Origin of the sequence: Streptomyces sp. NPDC088252, from assembly GCF_044740965.1 — a bacterium.
Classification (GTDB): Bacteria; Actinomycetota; Actinomycetes; order Streptomycetales; family Streptomycetaceae; genus Streptomyces.
The window spans coordinates 23,395-46,833 of record NZ_JBIURS010000026.1 but is presented as its reverse complement, the minus strand read 5'-3'; the positions used below and the strand labels follow the sequence as shown (position 1 = coordinate 46,833).

Annotated in this window: 21 protein-coding genes; all 21 read left to right on the top strand. The window is 61.9% G+C overall.

Annotation, left to right across the window (positions count from 1 at the left end; genetic code table 11):
- Window positions 1-109 precede the first annotated feature (109 nt).
- The 21 genes from ACIOHC_RS35955 (at window position 110) to ACIOHC_RS35855 (ending at window position 23,282) form a co-directional block, all read left to right on the top strand.
- Complete coding sequence (locus ACIOHC_RS35955) at window positions 110-1,588, top strand: baseplate J/gp47 family protein (protein ID WP_401845703.1); 1,479 nt, start codon at window positions 110-112, stop codon at window positions 1,586-1,588.
- Window position 1,589: 1 nt separating this feature from the next.
- The gene (locus ACIOHC_RS35950; RefSeq protein ID WP_401845700.1) at window positions 1,590-2,414 is read left to right on the top strand and encodes a hypothetical protein; all 825 of its coding nucleotides are present in this window, start codon (window positions 1,590-1,592) and stop codon (window positions 2,412-2,414) included.
- A gap of 14 nt (window positions 2,415-2,428) precedes the next feature.
- Window positions 2,429-5,206 (top strand): hypothetical protein, encoded by a 2,778-nt coding sequence (locus ACIOHC_RS35945; protein WP_401845699.1) that lies wholly within the window; start codon window positions 2,429-2,431, stop codon window positions 5,204-5,206.
- Entirely contained in the window at window positions 5,206-6,939 is a 1,734-nt protein-coding gene (locus ACIOHC_RS35940; RefSeq protein WP_401845697.1) for a hypothetical protein, read from the top strand. The genes ACIOHC_RS35945 and ACIOHC_RS35940 overlap by 1 nt, the downstream gene beginning before the upstream one ends.
- 8 nt (window positions 6,940-6,947) lie before the next feature.
- Complete coding sequence (locus ACIOHC_RS35935; protein WP_401845696.1) at window positions 6,948-7,172, top strand: hypothetical protein; 225 nt, start codon at window positions 6,948-6,950, stop codon at window positions 7,170-7,172.
- A 357-nt stretch (window positions 7,173-7,529) separates the two neighbouring features.
- A complete protein-coding gene (locus tag ACIOHC_RS35930) occupies window positions 7,530-8,627 on the top strand; it encodes a hypothetical protein (protein ID WP_401845694.1) in 1,098 nt (365 codons plus the stop codon).
- A 69-nt stretch (window positions 8,628-8,696) separates the two neighbouring features.
- The gene (locus tag ACIOHC_RS35925) at window positions 8,697-9,791 is read left to right on the top strand and encodes a helix-turn-helix domain-containing protein (RefSeq protein WP_401845691.1); all 1,095 of its coding nucleotides are present in this window, start codon (window positions 8,697-8,699) and stop codon (window positions 9,789-9,791) included.
- The gene (locus ACIOHC_RS35920) at window positions 9,791-10,459 is read left to right on the top strand and encodes an ATP-binding protein (protein WP_401845688.1); all 669 of its coding nucleotides are present in this window, start codon (window positions 9,791-9,793) and stop codon (window positions 10,457-10,459) included. The genes ACIOHC_RS35925 and ACIOHC_RS35920 overlap by 1 nt, the downstream gene beginning before the upstream one ends.
- Window positions 10,446-10,886 carry a hypothetical protein gene (locus tag ACIOHC_RS35915; RefSeq protein WP_401845686.1) on the top strand — a complete coding sequence of 147 codons (441 nt, stop codon included), beginning with the start codon at window positions 10,446-10,448 and terminating at the stop codon, window positions 10,884-10,886. The genes ACIOHC_RS35920 and ACIOHC_RS35915 overlap by 14 nt, the downstream gene beginning before the upstream one ends.
- Entirely contained in the window at window positions 10,883-12,190 is a 1,308-nt protein-coding gene (locus tag ACIOHC_RS35910) for a DnaB-like helicase C-terminal domain-containing protein (protein WP_401845685.1), read from the top strand. Before ACIOHC_RS35915 ends, ACIOHC_RS35910 begins: the two co-directional genes overlap by 4 nt.
- A complete protein-coding gene (locus tag ACIOHC_RS35905) occupies window positions 12,171-13,160 on the top strand; it encodes a toprim domain-containing protein (RefSeq protein ID WP_401845683.1) in 990 nt (329 codons plus the stop codon). The genes ACIOHC_RS35910 and ACIOHC_RS35905 overlap by 20 nt, the downstream gene beginning before the upstream one ends.
- A complete protein-coding gene (locus tag ACIOHC_RS35900; protein WP_401845681.1) occupies window positions 13,160-14,800 on the top strand; it encodes a DEAD/DEAH box helicase in 1,641 nt (546 codons plus the stop codon). The genes ACIOHC_RS35905 and ACIOHC_RS35900 overlap by 1 nt, the downstream gene beginning before the upstream one ends.
- Before the next feature lie 147 nt (window positions 14,801-14,947).
- Window positions 14,948-16,000, top strand: coding sequence for a hypothetical protein (locus ACIOHC_RS35895; RefSeq protein ID WP_401845680.1), 1,053 nt, complete (start codon window positions 14,948-14,950; stop codon window positions 15,998-16,000).
- Window positions 16,001-16,121: 121 nt separating this feature from the next.
- The gene (locus ACIOHC_RS35890; RefSeq protein WP_401845679.1) at window positions 16,122-16,547 is read left to right on the top strand and encodes a hypothetical protein; all 426 of its coding nucleotides are present in this window, start codon (window positions 16,122-16,124) and stop codon (window positions 16,545-16,547) included.
- Window positions 16,547-17,026, top strand: coding sequence for a hypothetical protein (locus tag ACIOHC_RS35885; RefSeq protein WP_401845677.1), 480 nt, complete (start codon window positions 16,547-16,549; stop codon window positions 17,024-17,026). Before ACIOHC_RS35890 ends, ACIOHC_RS35885 begins: the two co-directional genes overlap by 1 nt.
- On the top strand, window positions 17,023-17,256 hold the full coding sequence (locus tag ACIOHC_RS35880) for a hypothetical protein (RefSeq protein WP_401845675.1): 234 nt from the start codon (window positions 17,023-17,025) through the stop codon (window positions 17,254-17,256). Before ACIOHC_RS35885 ends, ACIOHC_RS35880 begins: the two co-directional genes overlap by 4 nt.
- Window positions 17,256-18,176, top strand: a complete 921-nt coding sequence (locus ACIOHC_RS35875; protein WP_401845673.1) for a hypothetical protein — start codon at window positions 17,256-17,258, stop codon at window positions 18,174-18,176. Before ACIOHC_RS35880 ends, ACIOHC_RS35875 begins: the two co-directional genes overlap by 1 nt.
- A gap of 74 nt (window positions 18,177-18,250) precedes the next feature.
- Entirely contained in the window at window positions 18,251-20,329 is a 2,079-nt protein-coding gene (locus ACIOHC_RS35870; protein WP_401845670.1) for a DNA polymerase, read from the top strand.
- Between the two features lie 163 nt (window positions 20,330-20,492).
- Complete coding sequence (locus ACIOHC_RS35865) at window positions 20,493-20,882, top strand: hypothetical protein (protein ID WP_401845668.1); 390 nt, start codon at window positions 20,493-20,495, stop codon at window positions 20,880-20,882.
- The gene (locus ACIOHC_RS35860; RefSeq protein ID WP_401845665.1) at window positions 20,875-21,297 is read left to right on the top strand and encodes a hypothetical protein; all 423 of its coding nucleotides are present in this window, start codon (window positions 20,875-20,877) and stop codon (window positions 21,295-21,297) included. The genes ACIOHC_RS35865 and ACIOHC_RS35860 overlap by 8 nt, the downstream gene beginning before the upstream one ends.
- Window positions 21,298-21,326: 29 nt before the next feature.
- On the top strand, window positions 21,327-23,282 hold the full coding sequence (locus tag ACIOHC_RS35855) for a hypothetical protein (RefSeq protein ID WP_401845664.1): 1,956 nt from the start codon (window positions 21,327-21,329) through the stop codon (window positions 23,280-23,282).
- Window positions 23,283-23,439: the final 157 nt, after the last annotated feature.

The following is a 23,439-nucleotide window of genomic DNA, read 5'->3' as shown; positions in this document are numbered from 1 at the left end:
CCCATAGTTTGTGACACCTCGTAGAATTGGCCTGGCCGGACAGTGCTCAACTTTCCTCCCGGCCTTTCTGGCGTGAAGACTGAGGAGCGACGTGACGACACCACCGCCCGTGGACTACACCGCGAAGGACTTTCTCGGATTCCGCGAAGCAATGCTGTCCTACGCACGGTCGGCGGTGCCTGAATGGACCACTCGAAATCCAGCAGATTTCGGCGTCGCCATGGTGGAAATGCTGGCGCACTGCCTGGACATTATTTCGTACTACCAGGACCGGCTCGTCGGCGAGGCGTACCTCGGCACGGCAACTCAGCGGTCCTCCGTGCTGGAAATTGCACGCATCCTGAGCTACACCCCCTACCCTGCTCAGGCTGCTACCGGCACAGTCACCCTGCTCAGCGATGAGACACAGACCACGGCAGTTGTAGTCCCCGCCGGAACCCAGCTCATCACGACGTATCAGGACGACTTCCAGGGACCACTCATCTTCGAGACGGTCCAGGACGTGACGGTTCCGCCGCGCGGGCAGACGGCTGAAGTCGGCGTTGTCGAAGGTGCAACTCAGGCGTCTACAACCATCACCCTCGCGTACCCGGCCGCAAGCAGCCAGGTGATTCCTGTCGTCGAGCTGGCGACATCAACTGGCCTCGCTGATCAGAAGTTCAGTGTCCCCAGCAAGCCGGTCGATGTAGCCACCCTGCGACTGTTCGCTCTCTACCCCAACGGTCCGATCGAATGGGTCGTGACCAAGTCGCTCCTCGACGCGACGTCGGATGACCGCGTCTTCGAGACGAATGTGGACGCGGACGGCACGGTCACGCTGACGCTGGGGGACGACGTCAATGGCGCTGTGCCGGAGGCCGGGATCGCACTCGTGCTGGCGTACCGAGTAGGGAGCGGAGCACGTGGGAACCTGGCGGCGAACGAGCTTGTCGACGTCGCTACCGTACTGCCCGGAATCAGTGTGCTCTCCAGCAGTGAAATGTCCGGCGGATGGGACGCGGAGCCGACCGACAGCATTCGGCGTAATGCTGCAAGGGCCTGGGGTACCCAGGACCGCGCGGTAACCGTCCAGGACTATGCCAACCTCGCGCTTGTGGTGCCCGGTGTGGAGAAGACCAGGGCACTTGCGGGATCCTCCTCACTGGTCACCATCTTCCTGCTCGGAGCGCTGAACTCGGCGCCGTCGCAGAGACTTACCGAGGCGGCCACAAGGTACGTTCAGGACCGGGCGATGGCAGGGACGGCAGTAACGGTCCAGGCAGGCACCCTCATCCCCATAAACTTCGGATCGACGACTGAGCCGGTGGTGGTCGGCGTCATGCCCCAGTACCGCCGGGCAGATACCCAGCTTGTTGTCACACAGGCTCTACAGGAACTCCTGGCGCCGGACCGGACTACCTTCAAGCAGCGGCTTACGATCTCGGACGCATATGCCGCAGTGCACGGCCTTCCGGGAGTGCTGTACGTGCAGATTCCCGTCATGGCGCGGGCGGACCAGATACAAACGGGAACAGCCGACGTGCTGTGCCGAGAGTGGGAAGTCCCCATCGCAGGGACCATCAACATCAGCGCAGTGGGCGGAGTCTGACATGGCAGCCAATTACCCGACGATCGTGCGCAAGTTCTCGAACCACCAGGACGGCACCGAGTACGTCATGGCCGGGCACATGAACACAGTGCAGGACGAGATCTCGGCAGTCCAGAACGTCCTAGGAACCAATCCCAACGTCTACACGCGAACTACCGGAACAACGCTGAAGTATACGACCGTGACTGCCCGCATGAACGCAGCACAGCAGCAGATCGACGCCCAGCAGCGCACCATCGACGGCCTCCTTGACGCCTCCAAGAACGGCTGGAGCCTGCCGATCGTCAACGTCCATGCCTCCGGCACGAACATTCCGCCGACGAAGTCCAATAATCACGTGGCCTATCCCAGCGACTGGTACAAGGTCCGCTGGACCGGCGTGATTGTAGACACCGACGGCGCATACTCTCCTGGCTTCTACGTCACGATCCCGAAGAACGGGTGGTGGATCGTCACGTCCACTACATCCATGAAGAATCCAGTTCAGACGGTCGACGTCGAGCACAACGTGTGGGTCCGGCTCAAGATTGCAGGAGCTACCCCGGATTCCTTCCCCTTTGAGATCGCTATCGGCGATTCGAGCGTTCCGATGAACTCGGGTGGGTTCCATCGAATTTCGACTGCCTGCGGCGTGGAAATGTTCGCGGGGGACCGCGTTTACATGGAAGTACGGCACGACTACATCGCGCAGGATCCGGTGCCCTTCACGAAGCAAACGCTGGCTGCCACCGCCCGCATGCAGCTCACCTACGTCCGTGCACTGCCGCGCAACGTCCCACCGCGTGAAGATTTCTATCTTCCTGACGAGCTCGATCCGGAAAACTAGGCCTCGGAGAACCAATGGCAACCTATGCTCTCTCCCTCTATGGTGAGGATTTCTACGGAGCGGACGTCTTTGTCTCCTACTCTGTGGGCGACGTCTCAGCGGTGCAGACCGGCTTCGAAGAAATCACCCTCTCCTGGACCACCCCAATAAACGTGCAGAACTGGGGGGAGCTACGCGTCGTACGCAACACGGCCGGGTATCCCGTATCGGAAGACGACGGAGACGTCCTTCTCCAGTTCAGTCCTTCTTCGCCCCAGAACACGTTCACCGACTCCGGCCTGACCGGAGGGCGGTTCTACTACTACTCGATCTTCCTCTCCAGTGACTTCGACCCGTACGCCGCCGCAACCATCTATCAGCCGGGCGACACGGTGGCTTTCAACGGCTTCCACTGGGTGTGCGTCGCAGCCAACGTAGTCGGCGTCGCTCCGAGTACTTCCGTTCCGCAGTGGCAAATCACCCACGCGACTGCCGCCTGGCACCGGGCAGGCCAAGCAGCCAGCCTGGCGGTGCGGGACTACGGATACCGCGATCTGCTGTACGACCTCATCCCCACCGCGTACGCCACCGCACAGACCGAAGTCTCGGCACCGCAGGACCCGAGCAACGATGCCTTCTACCGCTACATGTCAGTCCTGGCCTGGGGACTCTCGATCACACGTACCGAGCTCGGCGAACAAGAACACCTGCACCGTGTATCCACGATGCCCCTGTCCCGGCTGGAACTGCTCGCGGAGCAGCTCAACGTATCCAAGGAAGCCTCCGTCACGCCACGGCTCCGCCGCTACAGAGTGCAGAACGCCGCACAGTTGGGACAGCGGCGCGGTATCCCCGAGTCCATCAAGGAAACGATTTACGACCTCACCGGCTACGACAGCGAGATCTCCTTCAGCCGGAACATGATGCTGGATGCCGACCAGGCTGAAGCCTATTACCCGCGCTTCAGCGCATGGGATCCGTCTGTCAATTACCAGACCGGCGCCATCGTCCAGTACGGGGACTACCTCTACTCGGCGAAGTCGGCAACTGTGCGCGAAGAAGCCGAACTGCTGCCCATCACCCTGGCTGGTGTTCCGTCCTACATCCTTCAGTCAAAGGCCGGAGGAGTTCAGTACAGTAACCAGCAGATCCTCTTTCTCAGTAACGCCACCGGACAGGCCGCATACGTCACCTTCTCCATCCCCGCCACAGGTTCCTACGACCTGGCGATAGGAATGTCGAAGTCCTACGACTACGGAATCATCCAGTTCGCCGTGGACGACCAGACGGTCCCGGAACGCTGGCTGGGGCCCCTCCCCATCGGCCAGCTGAGATTTGACGGCTACGCGCCAAACCCGGCTCCCGCCACGAGCATCTACCTCGGGAAGTATTCCCTGACGGCTGGGAATCACACGATCAAGGTGACCGTGGTCAGGAAGAACCCCAACTCGGGTAAAGACAGCAGGGCGAAGAACAACGGCTTCCAGATGGGAGTCGACTACCTCACCTACACTCCCATCGGATCGACCTCGGGAGTTGGTGTCGCACCCACCGGGACCACAGCGAACAATGCATTCTGGACCCGGTATACAGCGGCTGTGACGCATGCGCTGGACAACAACCTGACCGGAGGCATTTCCACCTGGGAGCAGGTGTCCTTCACTGCGGGCGCAACGCCTAGTAACGCCTTCCTGGACGTTGTTTCCGGGTACCAGAAGCTGTCGGGCAGCGGAGATTACACTGCCAATTTGATGAGAATGCGAAACGGTACGGGTGTTACCGCCACCCTGGCAGCCCATTCCATCCCACATGCGCGCACACTGGCCTGGGACGCGACAACGGTCTACCAGAGAGGCGCATACGTCAGTTACGCCGGGCGTAACTACCTCGCGCTCATGGCCAATTCCGGGGTGACGCCCGACGTGGACCGCACGTACTGGAGTCCAGAATCGATTGCCACCACCGGGACGGATCGATATCTCGTCACTTCTTTCGGGATCCCGCTTCCTGCAAACCGATTGTGGGCTGCCGACGTGCAGTACCAGCCCGGAGAAGTCGTGGAATACAGGGCCCAGATCTTCCGCTCCTCCGCCAGCAGTAAGAACACACCGCCAACCGGCTCCCCCACGGACAACTCGGTATGGGCATGGGTAGGTCCGGCGCAGCGGGCCTTTTGCGCCTCGGCTTGGACGATGCGGCAGACGGGAACCGGCTCGCCGAGCCGTGCCATGTATGTGGAGTGGTACGACGAGGTCGGAAATTTGATCACGACGGTCAACCCAGTCTCTGCGTACTCAGCGATTCATGTTCCATTCGCCAGGAACTCGGCCGACTACATGCTCGACGGCATGGCTCCAGGTGACATCAACAATCGGACCTGGGTCAAGGCAAGCAACGACATCCCGTCGACCAGTTCAGGCATCCTGTACTGGTCGACCCGGACCTCGAATGCCGCAGGCCGACAGCTTTACTTCTCGCATCAGCTTTCCACCGGATATAACGTGGGAATCACGTTCATGACGGCGCCTCCCTCCGGCATCGAGCACGGAATTGTCTTTCGAGGGACAAATGCCCAAACCTGCTGGACTGCCTCCCGAACCAGACTGGCGAAGGTATTGAGCGGCACCATAACGACGGTGGCTTCCTGGCCTGCACTGCCTGATGGCACCAGGATGTTTGTCTCCGTCGCCGGAACGTCCATCAAGGTCTTCAAATACGTGGGGGCCGGACTTGCTCCGCTCCAGATCGCCTCCGTCACCGACAACCACAACGAGACCGCGACCAACGTGGGGCTCTTCGAGAGGAGCTACTGATGGCAACCACCTTCCTGGCCGCTGCGGGCGAAGCCAGTGCCACGGCCTCCTCGGTGCCCATCACCAGCAAGCGCAGTGCCCAGCTGACGGCGGGCGGGACTGCAACTGCAACAGGGTCTGCTTCGCTTGTCCGCTCGCTCCCCTCTGGTGGCCTCACTGACTTTGGATTCTGGGACAGCAGCCAGCCGGATGCCGTGATGACGCGCAGTGTGAATCCGGCGGGCGCGGGCATAGGCACCGATGTGACCGCCTCGCGGGCTCACATTTCGGCGACAGCGCCGAAAGAGTACAACCCGACGGGAAGTCTGGCCCTGTGGAAATCAGCTGCCTATGCCGGTGTGGGCATCAAATGGACAGGGATGCCCAACGCGCAGACGCACGCATATTCGCAGGTCCAGTTCGAGGAAGTCAGCTTCTCCAACCGCCTGAGCTGGGCTGCCACTTCGTGGGAAGAGGCAGCAACGTACGTCGCGCATCCGCTGACCCACTACTGCGAAGTGTCCCGCTCTTCCGAAGCGTCCTACTCTGGTTCATACAGCGGAAAGATCGTTTACTCCGGGCACTCGGTTCCTGCTGGAATCTGGGGATACGGCATTGTTCCGGTCAACCGCACGGGCATGGTTCGCTGCGCGCCGGGTGAATTTGTTGGCGGCTCGGTCGCAGTGAAGATGCAGCGGGCTGCGCTGTGGACCGTTGGGGTCATGTTCTTCGACGAGAACTTTCAGATGATAGGCGCCAACTGGTATTACAAGGCGCAGAGTGTGCACCCCGGTGGGGGGAAGTGGGCGGTCAGTGCCGCGCAGTACTTCACCGCTCCCGCAGGGACGGCCTGGGTAGCCGCTGGGCCCCGTATTTCTGTCAACTCCTCTTGGGATGCCCGGGACAATGTGGCGGTAGCCGGAGAGGTCGCCTACACCGATATGCATCGGGTGTGGACATTTCCTTACTCCGTCCAGGGAACCCCGACTGACTATGTGTCCCCACGAAAGTTGACCATCGATATCAAGGCCAACAGGGTAAACCTGGTCAACAATCCGTCGATTGCCAGCGCGACGGCCGGATGGGGGACCGGCGGGTACGGAACGATGCCGTTTCCAGGGTCCTATGACGGTACGCAAGGCCGCCTGAAGCCAGGAGCCTATAAGTTCTCCACCCCCGCAGATCTGACGCCCTACACGCCCAGCGCGATCATGTCGGCCGGACTCCTCACCAACTGGAGTACTTCCTCGGTCGGCGGCTTCGGCTGGAAACCCTCGACCATCTACACGTCCAGCGTCTACGTGAAACTCGGGCCCAACTGCCCGAACCTGACCCTCGAAGCGGGATACGCACCCATCGACGGCGTTCTCACCACTGATGCCGCACGGGCAGAACACCCAGAACTCATCGACGGAGAGTGGATCCGGCTATGGGCCACCTATATGACAGGGCCCGGGGAGAACGGACTCATCAGTCTTTCTGTGACGTTGAAAACAGCAGAGGTGCAAGCCACAGGTTCCGGGGCGCTCTTCTGGATTGATGACGCCCTTATTGAAGAGGGGAGCACCGTCGGGGAATATTTCGACGGCAACAGCCCCGGGGCCGACTTTCTGTGGGCTGGAACTGAGAACTTCAGCTCCAGCCATTACTACCAGGGATTCCGCTCCAACGCATACCGTTTGAATGACATCGCGAAATCTGCGCTTCCACACGGAACGCAGGTGGAACTCCGTTATGCCCAGCCCCCTTTGTGAGGACTCACGTGACTACCAAGGTCAGAACCGCTCTGCACACTGTCGTCCAGGTGGCCGTCGGGCTCGCCGCCGGTATGCCGGTGATTCTCGATGCCAGCGGCCTCACGCAGAAGTGGGCAGGCGCCGGTACCATCCTGGTCGTCTCCAGCGCCGTCACCCGTGCCATGAGCTCCGAGCGCCTGCGGCCGGTCCTGACCAAGGCCGGTCTGAGCACCGCCAAGTCGGCCGGGTAGAACGTGGACTTCCTCGTCACCGCCCTGGCCGTCTTCTGGGCCTGGGAGCTTCTCCTCGTACTCAGCCCGGTGAGTCCGCCTCCCGCCGTGCAGCCGGTGCTCGTGGCCGCCTGCGCGCTGGGGGCGGGTCTTGTCCCAGAGCCGTACCTGAGTGCCGCCGCGACCGCCGGGGCGGTTGCACTGCTGCACCGGGTGGTCACTGTCCCTCCAGCCGTGATTCAGCGGGGGAGAGGTCGCGGCCTGCCCCCGATCTGACCAGGGCGAGCAAGATTGACCACTTAATTGGCATCTAAGTGGTCACCGAGTACTCTTGTGCTGCCGCTGTCGAACAGCGCTGCGACGACCAAGAGGAGCCTCGTGCCCACTGACTTGACTATCGCCTTCGCAGGCCAAGCCGCGAACGCCAAGAGCAACGTGAACGCCCTCGTCAGCGACTTCCTGCACCTGGGATCCCCCGACAGCGAGGGGTACTTCGAGAAGCCGGACCGGTGGGGCACGCTCACCTTCTACGTCCTCGCCCCTGACGAGACTCTCCCCCTCCCGGACGGGCTGAAGCACGCCCTCAATACGGTGCTGAGCATCGAGGACAGCAAGATCTATCTGCTGACCGGCAAGAACCCGGGAGACGAGCTCGCCAGGTACGACGCCTACGTCGACAAGATCCTCTCCTTCGACGACCCCCTCAGCGAGCTCATCGACATCCTCAGCGAAGCGCCGCGCCCGCACCTCCTCATGAACTGGGACGAGGCCGACGCGGACGACGAACAGCTGATCAATCTGGCACACCAGCACACCACCATCCGCGTCGCCGACCTCGTCCAGGGCCTGACCGCGATCGTTCCCGACATCGAGGACGAGCCGGAGGAGGAAGAGTCCCCCGAGCCGGAACCCGAGGAGCGCCCCGCGCGTCGCGGGCGGAACCGAAAGCAGGAACCCGAGGAGCTCGACGAGGAGCAGGAAGACCTCGACGAGAAGCCGACTCGGCCGGTGCCGGAACAAACGCCGAAGCCTGCTGCGGCCACGCTGGAGGAGGAGATCAGCACCGCCCAGCGCGCGATCACTCAGAGCGCCATCGCCGTCGGCGACGTCACCGTTCCCGCCGACCTCCTGCGCGAAGTGCTCGCCGTCCTGACGGCCGCCGGGGTCTACATGAGCGCAACCGACACCGCGAACGCGGCAAAGAACCTCGCAGGCGATGTCCGACACAGCCCGCTCACTGAGGAACTCGGCAAGCAGGCCGAAGCCCTGAGTGCTGCGCTGCGCACCGAAGAGTCCTACGAGAAGGCGTTGAAGGACACCGCGCCGGAGAAGGCCAAGCGGAAGCCCGCAGGAAAGGCCGCGAAGGTCGTCTGGGACGACGATGCCCAGGAATGGAAGAAGGCCGGGCGCGGTCGTCCTCGGGCTGGTGCGCGCACTGGCTTCATGGACGCCGAAGGCAACGTCACCGAGGACTGAAAAGAAAGGTGCCCCCGGGTGCCAAATCCCCGGGGGCGTGGAGCCAACCAGCAGCAGGAGCGATTTTACATGACCTCGGCCACCAGGACTAGCCGCCAAGCACTCCTTAACCGGGGCTGGTATGTCGTCACCGACGTGGAAACCGCCTTCCTTGGACTGTCCGGTCTCGCCCACGATCTACTCATCGTGATCAAACACATTCAGGGCAGTAACCAGGACGCCTTCCCCACCCAAGAACGCCTCGCCAGCATCCTGAAGAAGTCCGTACGTACGATTCAGCGCACCCTCACCGAACTCGCCAGCAAGGGCGCCCTCACCCAGAGGCGCACTGGGCGGGCAAACCGATACACCGTCAACTACTGCCACGCAGGCGTCCCCGAGATCAAGATTCTCCTCGGCGGCGAGCTTGAAATTCCACAGGAACTCGTCATAACCGATACGACACCAGCTGTCATATCAGAAACGACAGATCCGTGCGTCCCTCTTCCTTATAAAGAATCACCTACCAAGAGCAACTACAAAGACCCTCTCCCTACGGGAGAGGGCGCCGCTGACGCGTCGCACGAAAACGTTCCGCAGGAGGATGAAATGAGCTGGAACCACAGCGCCCAGGAACCGGATGAGCTGGACCCGGCCATCACCCTCGGACTCTGGTCCTCCCAGGAGACTACCGACGGCGGCTGTAACGACCTGGACGGACTCTTCCCGGCCCAGGAGGTCACCCCGGCCCTCAAGGGCCCGCAGAAGTCCACCAGGAGCCAGCGCCAGCTCGACGCGCCCTACGCTCTCGCCGGAGAGTTCGCTCAGATACTCCGCCAGCAGCCATGGGCCGGGCCCTCCCCGGTCAACAAGGCTGCCCTGGCACGGAACTTCAGCCAGTGGAAGCGCGACGGGCTAAGTGCCGACCAGATCCGCTCGATGATGCGGGCCTACATTACCGACCAGACCCTGCACCAGTCTGGCAAAGCACCCTGGATCAGCTTCCTGAACGCCCGCCACAAGCTGCTGGTCATTGCCGACCGCCGCCGCAGGGCCGACGCACTGGAGAACACCCGGGACAACCCAGAGGAGTACTTTCACCGAGGCCTTGACCGCCCGGCCCCCGAACCCGTGGACGAGGAGCAGTTCCAGCGTGAGCTGGCCGCCTGGAACAAGGGTGCGTGATGGACGCCCGCATTGACTACGAACGCCGCTGGAAGAAGTTCAACATTCCGGTCCGATACCGAGGCCTCCGCCTTGTGCACAGCCAGCTGACACCGGCAAACCGGCAGGCGCTGTACACGGCCAAGAGCGTCGCAGAGAGCTTCCCCCGGCGCTACGCCCCCACCTCGACAGAGACAAGTCCCAACCAGGTCGGGCGGGGCCTGGTCATCAGTGGAAACCCCGGCACCGGCAAGTCTCGCATTTCTTGCGCACTGGCCACGGACATACACTTGGCTACCAATTACAGCGTCCTGTATCTGCCGGTCACGAACTTTTTCGCTCTCGGACGCGAGCAGCAGAAGTTCATCAACCTTGCGGAAAAGTTCCGGGACGAGGAAGCCCTGGCTCGGGTGAAAAAGCTTCAGGAGCTCGTCGACCGAGTCCTAAAAGTACCGCTGCTGATCTTCGACGACATGGGCAAGGAATACTCCGCAGCCTCCGGATGGGTCGGCACAGAGATCCATCGCATCCTGCGTACCAGGTTCGACCGTGGACTTCCCACCGCCATCACGACCAACCAGCCGCTGGAGGAATGGCAGAAGTACGACGGCGCCATGTACAGCTTCCTTCAGGAGGCGTATGACCTGGTGACCATCGGAGGGCAGGACTGGCGCCGTGCAGAACGGTGACCTCTCCAATGACTTCCAGCCGTGCCTTCTCGTTGTGTTCGAGGGGCTTCTAGGCATTCCACCGCACCGGGAAGCACGCGGGAAGAGCCGGTGGAAGCTCAGGAAGCCCACCGTCCGCGAACAGGTCGCCGAATACGAGATCAACCCCCTGATGCTCGCCAAAATTCGGCAGACGCCCTACCCGGTGGAAGTCGTCACCTTCCTCGGCCCGGAGTTCGCCGAAGCAGTGGGAGACCGGCTGGACGACCTTCACGCTCTGGTCCGCCGCGTATGGCACACAACTCCGCAGGAACTCTCCCGCCTCCACATCACCATGCCCGACGTCGCCGCGATATACGACCCGGACGCCCGGCGTGCACTCATCACTTACGGCTCTCTCGGACGCCACCTGCTGCCCGAGAACGCACCACACCTGGGAGAACAGTGAGTACAGCCGTAGAGTCCACCGAGGGCCTCGACATCGAGCACCGGATCATCTGCCGGATCGTCGCGGAGCCCGAGGACTGGCTTGCCGTAGCGAATGCCCGCATTGACGAGGAGTTCTTCCAGAACGCCAAGCACCGCCGGGTCTGGAACGCTATATGCGCGTACCACCGTGAATACCGGGTGGTACCAACGCTTGCCGTCCTGCGACAGGACTTTCCCAAGGAGACCTACCGGTTCTTCCGGGTCAACGAGCCCATCGACTTCCTGATTGACGAGATTCGTAACGCCCGTAAGTTTTCCATCTTTGAGCGCGCCCTCGAAGAAGGGGCGGACGCTTGGGAGGGCAGCGATCTCGAAGCTGTCGAACGGGCGTTGAACAAGGCCGTTGCCGAGGTCCACCGGGCTGTACCCGTCGCCGACGACATGGACCTGACCAAAACTGGTGACGAGCGGCTGGCGGCATACCTGGAGCGGATCGGCCAGGACGAAAACGGTGTGGTGGGTATTCCCACCGGCTACCGCTGCCTCGACCTGGCAACTGGCGGACTTCAGGCAGAGCAGCTCATCACGCTCGCGGGATTCTCCAAGAACGGCAAGAGTTTCGTCCTGTTGGACATGGCTCGCGCAGCCCACCTCAGCGGGCAGTCACCACTGTTCATCGGCTTTGAGATGAGCAACCGTGAGCAGGGCGAACGTGTGGACGCTTCGCGGGCCGGGGTGTCCCTCGCCCGACTGCGGAACGGCACCCTGTCCAAGGAAGAGTGGGAGCTGCTGGAGCGATCTATCACCGACTTGGCGGAGATGCATCCCTTCATCCTCTCCGCCGACCGAGGCCGCACCATGACCGTGTCCGGCATCGCCGCAAAGATTGACCAGGTTAAGCCCCCGGTCGTCTACATCGACGGCGCCTACATGATGGACGACGAGAACGGCGAACCGAGAATGACCCCGAGGGCCCTGTCCAACATCACCCAGGGTCTCAAGCGTCTGGCTCAGACGTACAAGATCCCAATCGTTATCTCCACTCAGGGCCTGGAATGGAAGGCCGATAAGGGAAAGGGCATGAGTCGTAAGACCGTTGGATATTCCTCCTCGTTCCTGACAGACTCAGATGCCTTGATTGGTGCTGAGATCTCACAGGATGATCCGGATATCCAGATCCTTAAGATCCTGGCGAGCCGCACCTGCCAGCCACAGGACTTCTACATCCGCCGGGAATGGGACAAGGGGTCCTTCGAAGAGCTCGACTACAACCCCTTCGAGTCCGACGGTCCGGAGGACGACGATGACTTCGGTTCCTTCTAGGCGCTTCAAGCGTGGGTGGCTGGAGACCCGGGAATACCCGGTTCCCGCCGATATACCTGCCGCGCTGGCAGACCTTGGCCTCCAGGTAATGAGGATCATTGGTGACGAAGCGAACGGGAAATGCCCGAAGCACTTCGAGCGGACCGGGAAGGAAGACCGGCACCCTTCCTGGTCCTGCAACACCAACACCGGGGTCTTCAACTGCTTCAGCTGCATGTACACCGGTCCCTTTGTTCAACTGGTTGTCGATGTACTCGACATCTCCTGGGACGAGGCAGTCGAATGGGTCCGCCAGCGCGGGGGAATCGAGCGGGTCAATAAAATTCTCGGGCGCGGGAAGTACATCGACGAGCTTCTGGAAGAGCAGGCGGTCCAGATCTTCACCGAGGCGGATCTCGCCCTGTACACCACGCCACCTCTGGAAGCCCGCAGGAAGAGGGGACTCACGGAGGCTTCCTGCAAGTACTACGGGATTCTCTGGGACAAGTCCCGGGACATGTGGATCACCCCTATCCGGGACCGGAACGGGAAGCTGCTGGGGTGGCAGGAGAAGAATGAACGGGTCTTCAAGAACCGCCCCTTCTCCATCGAGAAGAGCAAGACCCTCTTCGGCTTCCACCAGTTCGAGGGCGGCACAGCGATCCTTCTCGAATCCCCCCTCGACTGCGCACGGCTCCATTCTGTGGGAGTGAAGGGAGCCGTCTCCAGCTACGGCGCCGCAGTGTCCGACTGGCAAATGCAGCTGCTGTTCGAGTATGCGGACCTAATCATCCTCGCCCTGGATAATGACAGGGACGGATGGAAAGCCGCACAGCAACTGAAGCAGCGCTATCGGGGAATGGGACGCAGGCTCGCGTTCTACAACTACGGAGCCAGCGACGCGAAAGACGCGGGGGACCAATCCGGAGACGAAATCCGATTCGGTGTGGACCACAGGCTCTCACCGCTCAGAGTGAGGTTCTCGGAATAGTGTTTGTAGGCGAGCTGCGGCCCTATCAGGACGAGGCAGTCGACCGTATGGTGGAGCGCAGCTCGCTCCTCCTGGCATACGGCCAGGGACTTGGAAAGACCGTGGTGACGATCGCGGCCACCGAGGAACTGATGGGTGAGGGCGAGGTCACGACAACGCTGATCGTGGCCCTGTCCTCCCTCAAGCTGCAATGGGCTCAGGCCCTTGCGAACTTCACCGACGTACGCAAGCGCTGGATAAAAGTGAAGGACCAGCACATCCGCGTACCGGCCGAGGACCAGTGCGTCATGCTCGACGGTGGCCCGGAGAAACGCGCGAAGCTGTACCAGCAGATCCAGGACACGCAGCCGGAATACGTCATCGCCACCTACGACAACGTGATCGACGACTGGAAGCAGATACGCCAGCTCGACGTCCAGTGCATTGTGATCGACGAGGCAACCCAGGTGAAGGGGTTCAAAGCCGAGCGGTCCAAGAAACTGAAGAGAATGTGGGCGCCCTACCGGTTCGCTCTCACAGGAACTCCGATCGAGAACGGAAAACCGGAAGAGGTGTTCAGCATCATGCAATGGGTCGACCCCGAAGTCTTCGGCCGCTGGGACCTCTTCGACGAGACCTACGTAGAACGGAACCACTTCGGTGGAGTGCTGCGTTACAAGAACATGCACCAGTTCCACGAGGTGCTGTCCGAGGCAATGATCCGCAAGACCCCCGAGGACCCCGACGTTGCTCCATTCATGCCGAAGGTCGAGTTCACAGAAATCATGGTGAAGATGGACTCCTCGACCCGGCGTGCGTACAAGCGAATATCCCAGGATCTGGCGGAGCAACTGGAACTGGCACGGAATCAGGCGGGAAGCTTCGACCTCGCTGCCTACTACGCGGGAAGCAAACAGCCGGACGAGAAGTCGGCACAGGGAAAAATCATGGCGCGCATGCTCGCAGCCCAAATGCTGCTCGACCACCCCGACCTTCTCAGAAAGAGCGCCAAGGACTTCGAGGAATCAGAGCTGGCGCGACAGGAAGGCGCCAAGAAGGCCACCTGGCCCGGCTCCAAGTACGCCTACGAGGCAGTGGGAGCGGGTTACTTGAACGGGTTGCACACCACTCCGAAGATGGACGCGGTGGTGCAGGAGATCCAGGACATCCTCGACGCTGACCCGGACCACAAGGTCATCGTCTTCTCCTTCTTCCGGGACATGGGGAAGCTCCTCCAGGAAGCCCTTCCCGAGTACGGAAGCGTGGTCTTCCACGGGCAGCTGACGCCCACGGCCAAGGCTGCGGCGAAACAGAAGTTCGCCCAGTCCAGGTCATGCAGGCTCTTCTTGGCCTCGGACGCGGGCGGGTACGGACTGGACCTTCCCGAGGCCAGCCACCTCATCAACATCGATTTCGCGGCCTCGGCCGGAGCGCAGGACCAGCGGAACACACGCCACCGACGCACTTCCAGCACGTGGAAGACCATCTACGTGACCGACTTCCTGATGGTAGGAACCCTGGAAGAGCGGAAGAAGGAACAGCTCGGACTCAAGCGCCGGGTGGCCTCAGCCGCACTGGACAGGAAGGGTGCGAACCGGGCCGGAGAGATCGAGAACGACGTCGAATCTCTCGGGAAGCACCTTGCGAGAATGGCCGCTTGACAGATAGTCAGGCACTGGAAGCCCCGGGAAGGGGTACAGTGTCCGCGCCGACTCTCACCGGCCGCAGACATACGTCGGCCCCCGGGACTCTCACCTCACCGGGGGCCGACTAACACATAGCACGCAACTGAACAGGAGTTGCCACCCATGCGCTGGCTCAAGCGTAGCGGGGAAACCGGTGCATCCGCGCCCACCCCCCAAACCCCGCCGTCCCGGACTGCCGGTATGCCCGGCGAGACCTTCACCAGGGTCTTCATCACCGTCGACTCAGGCATCGTCCTCCTGCTGACCTTTGCCTTCATGTTCGGCAACGGATGGGAGACCGCGAAGATCCTTGGCGTCCACTACCTGATCGCCCCGCTTATCCAGCCCGCTGTCGACCTTGCCGTAGTAGGTCTCATGGTGGGCCTGCGCTATCTCGCCGCGCACGGGTGGACAGACGAAGAGCTGCGTAAGCCGAGGGCATGGCTGCGCATCTTCGGCGCCATGACCCTCGCGATGAACACGGCCCTGCCCCTGCACCAGCACCACTTTGGCCGGGCGGCATGGGACGCCATCGGTCCCGTCCTCCTGATCGCCTGGTCCGAGCTGGCGCCTTGGCTGCTGCGGGCCATCTACACCGTCCGGCTGGAGCTGGAAGCCGCCAAGCGTGAAGCTACCCCTGCTCCGGCGGTGACCGTTGTTTCCCAGTCGCCCTTGGGGCGTGAAGAGGGAGCTCCCGAGCTGGGCATGACGCTGCCCCCCTTGGGGGTGAGCCAAGGAGGGCCTGTAGCGGATCTGGAGCAGCAAGTCACCCGCCCGCAGAGCGCATCCGGGCGGTTCCTGGAACAGGCGAGCACCGGATGCGCTGATGTTACCCCTGAGCCGTCACTCGCGGAAAGCGAGGACGTGAACCAACACGACGACGGTGACGCCGATGAGGACGTCGAGGACGAACTGACACGACGTCGCACTGGGACGCCTGACACCCGGGAAATTGTGCGCTCCTACCTGATCGACTGGAGCAAGCGCGGTCGAACGTACGCGGACAGGCCGGGAGTTGGCCTGCACACTGCGATGGAGCGCGACCCGAAGGCGTTCGGTATGGAGAAGCCGGTGACGCGGCGTCGGATCAACCAGATCTGCCAGACGGAGTGGCCCGAGCTCTACGCAAAGGGACTGGTCAAAACCCCGATGGCGGTTGGAGACAGGATCGCGTGAATCCCCATGACCACTTAGTTGTTATCTAAGTGGTCACCATGTAGGCTGATCGCATTGCGGAGGCCGGGCGCGGCGCAGTGGCCCGTGCCCGGCCTCCTGCCACATGTGAGGAGCGGCCTGCATGGCTATGGAGAGTGACCCGAGGTCGGAAAAGGTTCGGCAGTGGGCGCTGATGAAAGCCCAGAGCGACACGATGACAACCCGCATGAACAAGCTGCGGGACGACATCATGGCTGACATCGTCCTTCACGGAGACAAGGATGAGACAGGCAGCTCCAGCCTTCGTCTCAGCGTTCCCGTCGTTGTCGGCAACAAAACGTATGAGGAGCTGAAGCGGGAAGCCCGCATCTCCACAACCCTCAACGAAGAGAGGGCCCTTGCGCTGGCCAAGGCCAAGGGAATCGAAAACGACGTCGTGGCGCACGTTCCCACGATCGACATGGACGCCCTCTACGCTGCCCACGCCGACGGCCGGGTCTCCGAAGAGGAAATCGACTCTCTCTTCGATACGAAGGTGTCATATGCCTTCAAGCCGAAGGCAACGTGATGGGGTGGGAAGACAGCTTCTCCGAACTCGCGGAGGAGTACTACCCCGGCAGCAGCAAGAAGATTGCCCGCTCTAGCTCCGGGCCGCCGGATGCAGCGATTGCGCCCACCAACGACTGGGCTGCCAACCCGCGTACATACGTGGTGGACGGCAACGAGTACGAGTTCTTCTCCATCGGAGACCTTGCTGCCGCACTCGACCGCCGTCCCGGAACCATTCGTCTCTGGGAACGCCAGGGGTACATTCCCGAGGGAATCCGGTCTCCATCAGCTCACGCGGAGAAGCGGCAGCGCATCTATACGCGCCCGCAGATCGAGGGCATCATCCGCATAGCAGCTGAGGTTGGCATTCTCGGAGAAGCCAGACCTCGGATTGAGAAGACGCGATTCCGCGAACTCGTTCTCGATCTCTTCCTGGAACTGGCGAAGAAGCCGCTCAGTGGCGCCGTGCAGATTTCCACCGAGAAGAGAACTGAATGAAGTTCACCCTCTCCACCACTGAGCGCGTCAACGTAGGAAACTACGAGTTCGTCGAGATTTCGGCCGGTATCGAATTTTCCGAGGACGAGGTGCCAGAAGGAATCGGCCCTCCCAAATTCGCACGGGACAAGCTGGACGCCCTTCTTCTCTCTCACCGTAGAAGGGCAGAGGCACTGGTCCCGGAGGACTCCTCGTCGTTCATCACTGATCACCCCGCATTGGAGCGCTAATGGCTACTGCCGCCCGCCGACGCCGTCCTGTCGACGACGCTGATGACTACGAGGAGCAGGAGACCCCGCGCCGCCGCCGCCGTCCCGCTGCGGACGAGGAGGACACGCGTCCTCGCCGCCGCCGCCCTGAGCCCGAGGACGCGGAGGACGATGAAGCCGAGGAACCTCCTCGCCGACGCCGAGCTGTCCACCGGGACGACGATGAGGACGATGTAGAAGAGGCACCGCGTTCACGCCGTCGCCGTGCTGAGCCTGTGAACGAGGATGACGAGGATGAGCCTCCTCGCCGAAGGCGCGCTGCTGCTGCTGCTCGGCCTGGCCGCCGTGTTGCTCGCGGTTGGGCTGCGTATGAGAAGACGAAGGCGAAGAGCAGCGACTTCGAGAAGAAGTTCAAGCCGACAGCCGAGGAGTCTGTCGTCGTCCTCCTCGAAGAGGACGGACCCTTCGCGACCTTCGCACGCCACTGGGTCGAGCTGGAAGAAGGCAAGCGAGCGTTTATCTGCCCTGCCTCGCTGGCGATTGACGACGACGAGGCCGAGCTGGAGTGCCCGCTGTGCGACGTGGGGGACAAGCCGAACGCCCCACGCGCCTACCTCAATGTGGCGGTCCTGGAGCCCGGAAAGAAGCCGGAGCTCGCCGTGTGGGAGATCGGCGGCGCCATCTCCGACCAGCTCCAGATGATCGACAAGAGCATCGGACGACGCACCAAACTGACAGAGATCTACATCGTGGCAACCAGCAAGGGAACCGGGCTCAACACGAAGTACCACCTGGAGCCGATCTTCGAGGAAGACCTTCCCGAGCTGGACCTCAAGCCCCTCACGGACAAGCAGCGTAACGCGTTCGAGCTGTACGACGACGAGCTGTACCAGATTCCGTCCTTTAAGGAGCTCGACCGCGTCGCCGACGCACTTGTCTGAGTCCCACCTCTCTTGCCTTCCCCGGATGAACTTCGGGAATTCCGGGGAAGGCATTTGTGCACCTGGAGTCAGCCTTGTCCCCGGACATCATTCTTACTGAGGAAGACCTCAGAGACGCCGTCGACTACTTCATGCAATTCGATGCATTCGCATTCGACACGGAGGGCATGGGGGAGCACCGGCTAATTCCGGCGCAGACCGAGGTTGTATGGCTTTCCATGGCTACCTATGGCCGGGTTGTGGCTATTCCCTTCGGTCATCCGAATGGCAACAAGGTGATCAGCAAGGCCACCCGCAAAAAGAATAAGGTCACCAAGAAGTTCGAGCAGATTCCGGCCGTGTTCTCCGCCCCGCCGGAGCAGCTGCGCCCGTCTGTCGTCTTCGAAATCCTGCGCCCGCTGTTCTTTTCCAACCGGAGGAAGGTCGGCCACAACCTTCCATTCGACCTGGTGTCTGTGTCTAAGTATTTCGGTGACGTGCCCCCAGGGCCTTACACGGACACGGTTGTCGACCAGTGGCTTCTCGACGAGAATTTCGAGCCGCGCGTCCGTAGCGCAGCGGGAAAGATGTACAACAAGCCTTCCAAGGGCTTGAAGGACCTTGTCGAGCACTACTTCCAGCTCAAGTACGACACCGAAGAAGTCGGCAAGGACATCACCAAGCACACCTTCAAAACGGTGGCGCTGTACTCCCTTCTCGACGCCCGGTACACCTGGTTGCTGTTCCAGCTCCTTCACCCGCAGCTGGCCCCTGAGGACTTGACCTCCACGGTGGAGATGGAAGAGGAGATCACCGGGGTCGTCTCCCGTATGGCGATCCCCGGGGCACCGGTCAGCGTCCCACGGCTCGAAGAACTGCGGGACGAGTTCGCCGACCGGCTGATCATTGCTGAGGCAGCCGTCTACCGTGCGGCGGACAAGAAGTTCGACATTGGGTCCGTCCCGCAGAAGCAGCAGGTGCTCTACGGGTCCAAGCGATCCGGCGGCCAGGGCCTGAAGCCGATCAAGCTCACACCGGCAGGCAAGAAGAAGAAGGCCCTTGGCCGCGAGCTGGAGATCACCGACTACTCCACTGACGCGGAGGCGCTCGAAGCACACGCCGACAACCCGGTGGTGCAGGCACTTGCCGAGCACTCCGAAGTCGCAAAGCTCCTCGGCTACCTCAATAAATATCTCGGCGACCCTGCTAAGGGCACGTCGTCCATCATCTTCAACGGGCGAATACACGCCCAGTTCAAGCAATACGGAACGGTGACCGGCCGTTTCTCCAGCTCGGACCCGAACCTCCAGAACATCCCGGCGCACGGCCCCAACGGCTCCAAATTCCGGTCAGCATTTGAAGCCCCCTGCGGGTGGAAACTCGTCGTTGGCGACTACGGGCAGGTCGAACTCCGCGTGCTCGCCCACTACATCGGCAAGGGCCGTCTCTACGACGGTTTCATGGCCGGAGTCGACGCGCACACCGCGACTGCCGCAGCTGTGTACGGTGTCGCGTTCGAGGACGTCACCAAGGAAATGCGGCAGGTCGCAAAGGGCCTCAACTTTGCGATCGTCTACGGAGCCGGAGCGGCCAAGGTCGCCTCCATGGGCGGTATTACGCTTAAGCAGGCGAAGGAATTCCTGGAGCGGCACGCCCAGATGTTCCCGGAGATTCACGCCTTCACCCGCCGGGTTGTCGAACGGTGCCGTGCGCGGGTGGACTTCCCGCACATCCGCACCATGTCCGGTCAGTACCGGCGCCTGCCGGAGATCACCCGAAAGGGCGCCATGGCTGCCGCCCGGCGTACGTTCAATGGCGAGAAGTACAACGAGCGGCAATTCGAGTCCCGCGTCTGGGCTATCCAGTCCAAGGCGGAGCGTCAGGCCGTCAACACCCTTATCCAGGGATCGGCCGCCTACCTCATCAAGGTGGCCATGATCCGGGCGGACAAGGTATGCGAGGCCGACTACGCCCGCCACCAGAATCCGGCGGACCGTATCCAGCTCATCATGACCGTCCATGACGAGCTCATGGTTCTCGCCCCTGATCACCGTGCCGAAGAGGCCAAGCAGCTTCTCGAAGAGGCAATGCTCGGCAGCGAAATCCAGGATCTCCTCCGTGTTCCGCTCGACTGTGACGCCCACATTGGGCAGAGCTGGGCGGAAGCAAAGTGACCTGAAGGATCAGTGATGGGTGCATGCAAGGTGAGTGACGCAGCCAGTCAGTGCGCGGAAATTGAGGATCTTCTGGGGATTCTCGGAGTAGAAGTAAGCGTCTTCCGGGTGATAAATCCGGGAGCATCCAAGCAACTTGTGCACGAACTCAGGAAGGCCATCAGTGAGCGACGTACCTGAAGAACTCATGCCGCTGTACCGACGTCTGGTCTGGGACATGGTCTGTCACGATTCCCTGCTGGACCCTGAGACGCAGGTCCGGTACGGACTTCATCCGGCAAGTGCTGACGTCACAGAAATGGAGCATGAGGCGGCGGACGTTCGGCTGACTACGGTCTACCCCCTCAGCTTCCAGATCAGCACCGAGGCACAGCTAGCAGCCAAGGTGGCTGTCACCGGTATCCTGAATTCTCACCCATCGGTTTCCGCTGAGGAGCTCGACCCGGACAGTCTCGGGTCGCTCTTCGCCATCGCATCCTTTTCCATCATCGCGGGACTAGTCAGCGCAGGTCTTCTCGTTCCCAATTTTCCGGAGGTGCACTTCCATGGCTGATTTCTGGGCTCAGTTCATGCCCTCCACCCAACAGCAGACCGCGCCGACGCCGCCACAGCCGACCGGCACGCTTCCCTGGTGGCAGCAGACGACCGTGCCGCCCCCACAGCCCGCCCAACCGGTACAGCCGCCGCAGACGGCCCCGGAGGAAGGGGCCAGAGCGATGGAGCTCGTGCAGTGGGCCAAGCAGTCCCAGGAAGCCTGCCCAAACTGCAACAGCTCGAACTACGGAACACACCCCTCGGCACCGAAGGCCCGCGCGCGCTGCTTCGACTGCGGATTCCCGCTGTCACAGTCAGGCTCCGGAGTCACGCTGCGCGGGGAGGACGTCGGACCGGTCAAGGCCGCCCGTCAGACTACTGAATCCAAGACGAACTCCTTCAACGCCCAGAACATTTTCCACCACCTCGGCTGACCGCCCGGTGCCCGAGAAAGGCCACTATCTTGACTGAGCTGCTCACGCCCGACGGTGACATCGCCGACGCTTACCGGTCCTTCATTTCAAAGTCCCGCTACTCCCGCTGGATAGCCGAGGACGCGCGCCGGGAGACGTGGACCGAGACCGTCGACCGTTATATGCGATTCATGGTCAAGCACCTTGCCGCGACGCAGAACTACGTGCCCCCGGCTGGCATCCTGTGGGCCGTGCGCGAGGCGATTCTCGCCCACGACATCGTGCCGTCGATGCGGTCGGTCATGACAGCCGGTGAGGCGCTGGAGCGGTCCCACATTGCGGGGTACAACTGCTCGTACCTCCCGTTGGACAACCCGAAGTCCTTCGACGAGTTGCTGTACATCCTGATGAACGGAACCGGCGTCGGCTTCTCGGTGGAGCGGCGGTACGTCGACAAGCTTCCTGTTGTACCGAAGCACATCACGCGGAGCTTCGGACAGACCATCTGCGTTCAGGACTCCAAGGAGGGCTGGGCGTACGGCTTCAGGGCCTTGCTGACGGCTCTATGGAACGGCGTAAGGCCTGAGTGGGACCTGTCCGCTGTCCGGCCCGCCGGAGCCCGCCTGGAGACGTTCGGAGGTCGCGCATCCGGGCCGGAGCCCCTGCGGGATCTCTTCAAGTTCACGGTGAACTTGTTCATGAACGCGCAAGGGCGTCAACTGCGGCCTATCGAGGCCTACGATCTGGCCTGCAAGGTAGCTTCCGTCGTTGTAGTGGGCGGTGTGCGCCGGTCGGCGATGATCTCCCTGTCGGACCTGGACGACCAGGAGATGGCTCAGGCGAAGTCGGGGGAGTGGTGGTCACAGGATCCGCACCGTGCGCTGGCCAACAACTCGGCGGTGTACACGGACGGCATGTCCAGTGAGGAGTTCACCGCAGAGTGGGCGAACCTTGTGGCCTCCGGCTCGGGTGAGCGGGGGATTTTCAATCGGGACGCGGCTCAGCGGCAGGCGGGTAAGAACGGGCGTCGGAGCACGGACGTTGAGTTCGGCACCAATCCATGCAGCGAAATTTTGCTTCGTCCGCTCGGCTTCTGCAATCTGTCCGAGGTCGTTGTGCGGGCCGAGGATTCCGTTGAGTACCTGGAGACGAAGGTAATACTTGCCGCCATTGTCGGGACGTGGCAGTCGACACTCACCGACTTTCCCTATCTGCGTGATGAGTGGCGCCAGAATGCGGAGGAGGAGCGTCTTCTTGGAGTCAGTTTGACCGGCGTGTTCGGGAACGCTCTGACGAACGGTTCGGGCGGCCGGGACGAGTTGGAGACCCTGCTGGCGAACCTTCAGGATCTCGTGATTTCGGCAAATGAAATCGAGGCCGGAAACATAGGCATCAATGTCAGTGCGGCAACCACGTGCGTCAAGCCGAGCGGAACTGTCTCCCAGCTCACGGGCGTTTCATCAGGCCTTCACCCGTGGCACAGCAAGTACTACATCCGCACGGTGCGGGGGGACAAGAAGGATCCGCTGTCCAAGCTGATGGTGGACGCCGGGGTGCCATACGAGGAAGACCTCATGACCAGCTCCAACTGGGTCTTCTCCTTCCCAGTGAAGGCGCCGGAAGGAGCAGTGACGCGCGCAGACCTGACAGCCGTGCAGCACCTGGAAATCTGGCTCAGCTATCAGCGGGCGTGGTGCGAACACAAGCCGTCCGTGACGATTTCCGTGCGCGAGGACGAGTGGGAGACCGTGAGGCTGTGGGTCCAGGCGCACCTGGACGAGCTCAGCGGCGTCTCCTTCCTCCCGTACTCCGAGCACACCTACCAGCAGGCGCCCTACCAGGAGTGCACACGGGAGGAGTACGAGGCGATGGTGGCCCGGATGCCCGTGCTTCAGTGGAGCGACCTGTCGTTCTACGAGACGGCCGACGGGACGACCGGCTCCCAGGAACTTGCTTGTTCGGCGGCCGGTGGCGGGTGTGAGGTTGTCGACCTCGTAGCTGCCTGACCGGTCATCAAGCGGCTCGTCGACCCCCGTAGTTGGCGGTCGTCGGGCCTTTGGTTTGGCCACCAGAAGTATCCATGACCACTTAATTGTCATCTAAGTGGTCACAATGTAGGCTGAGGTCACCGCAGGACAGAACGTCCATTCGTGAAGGCATAGG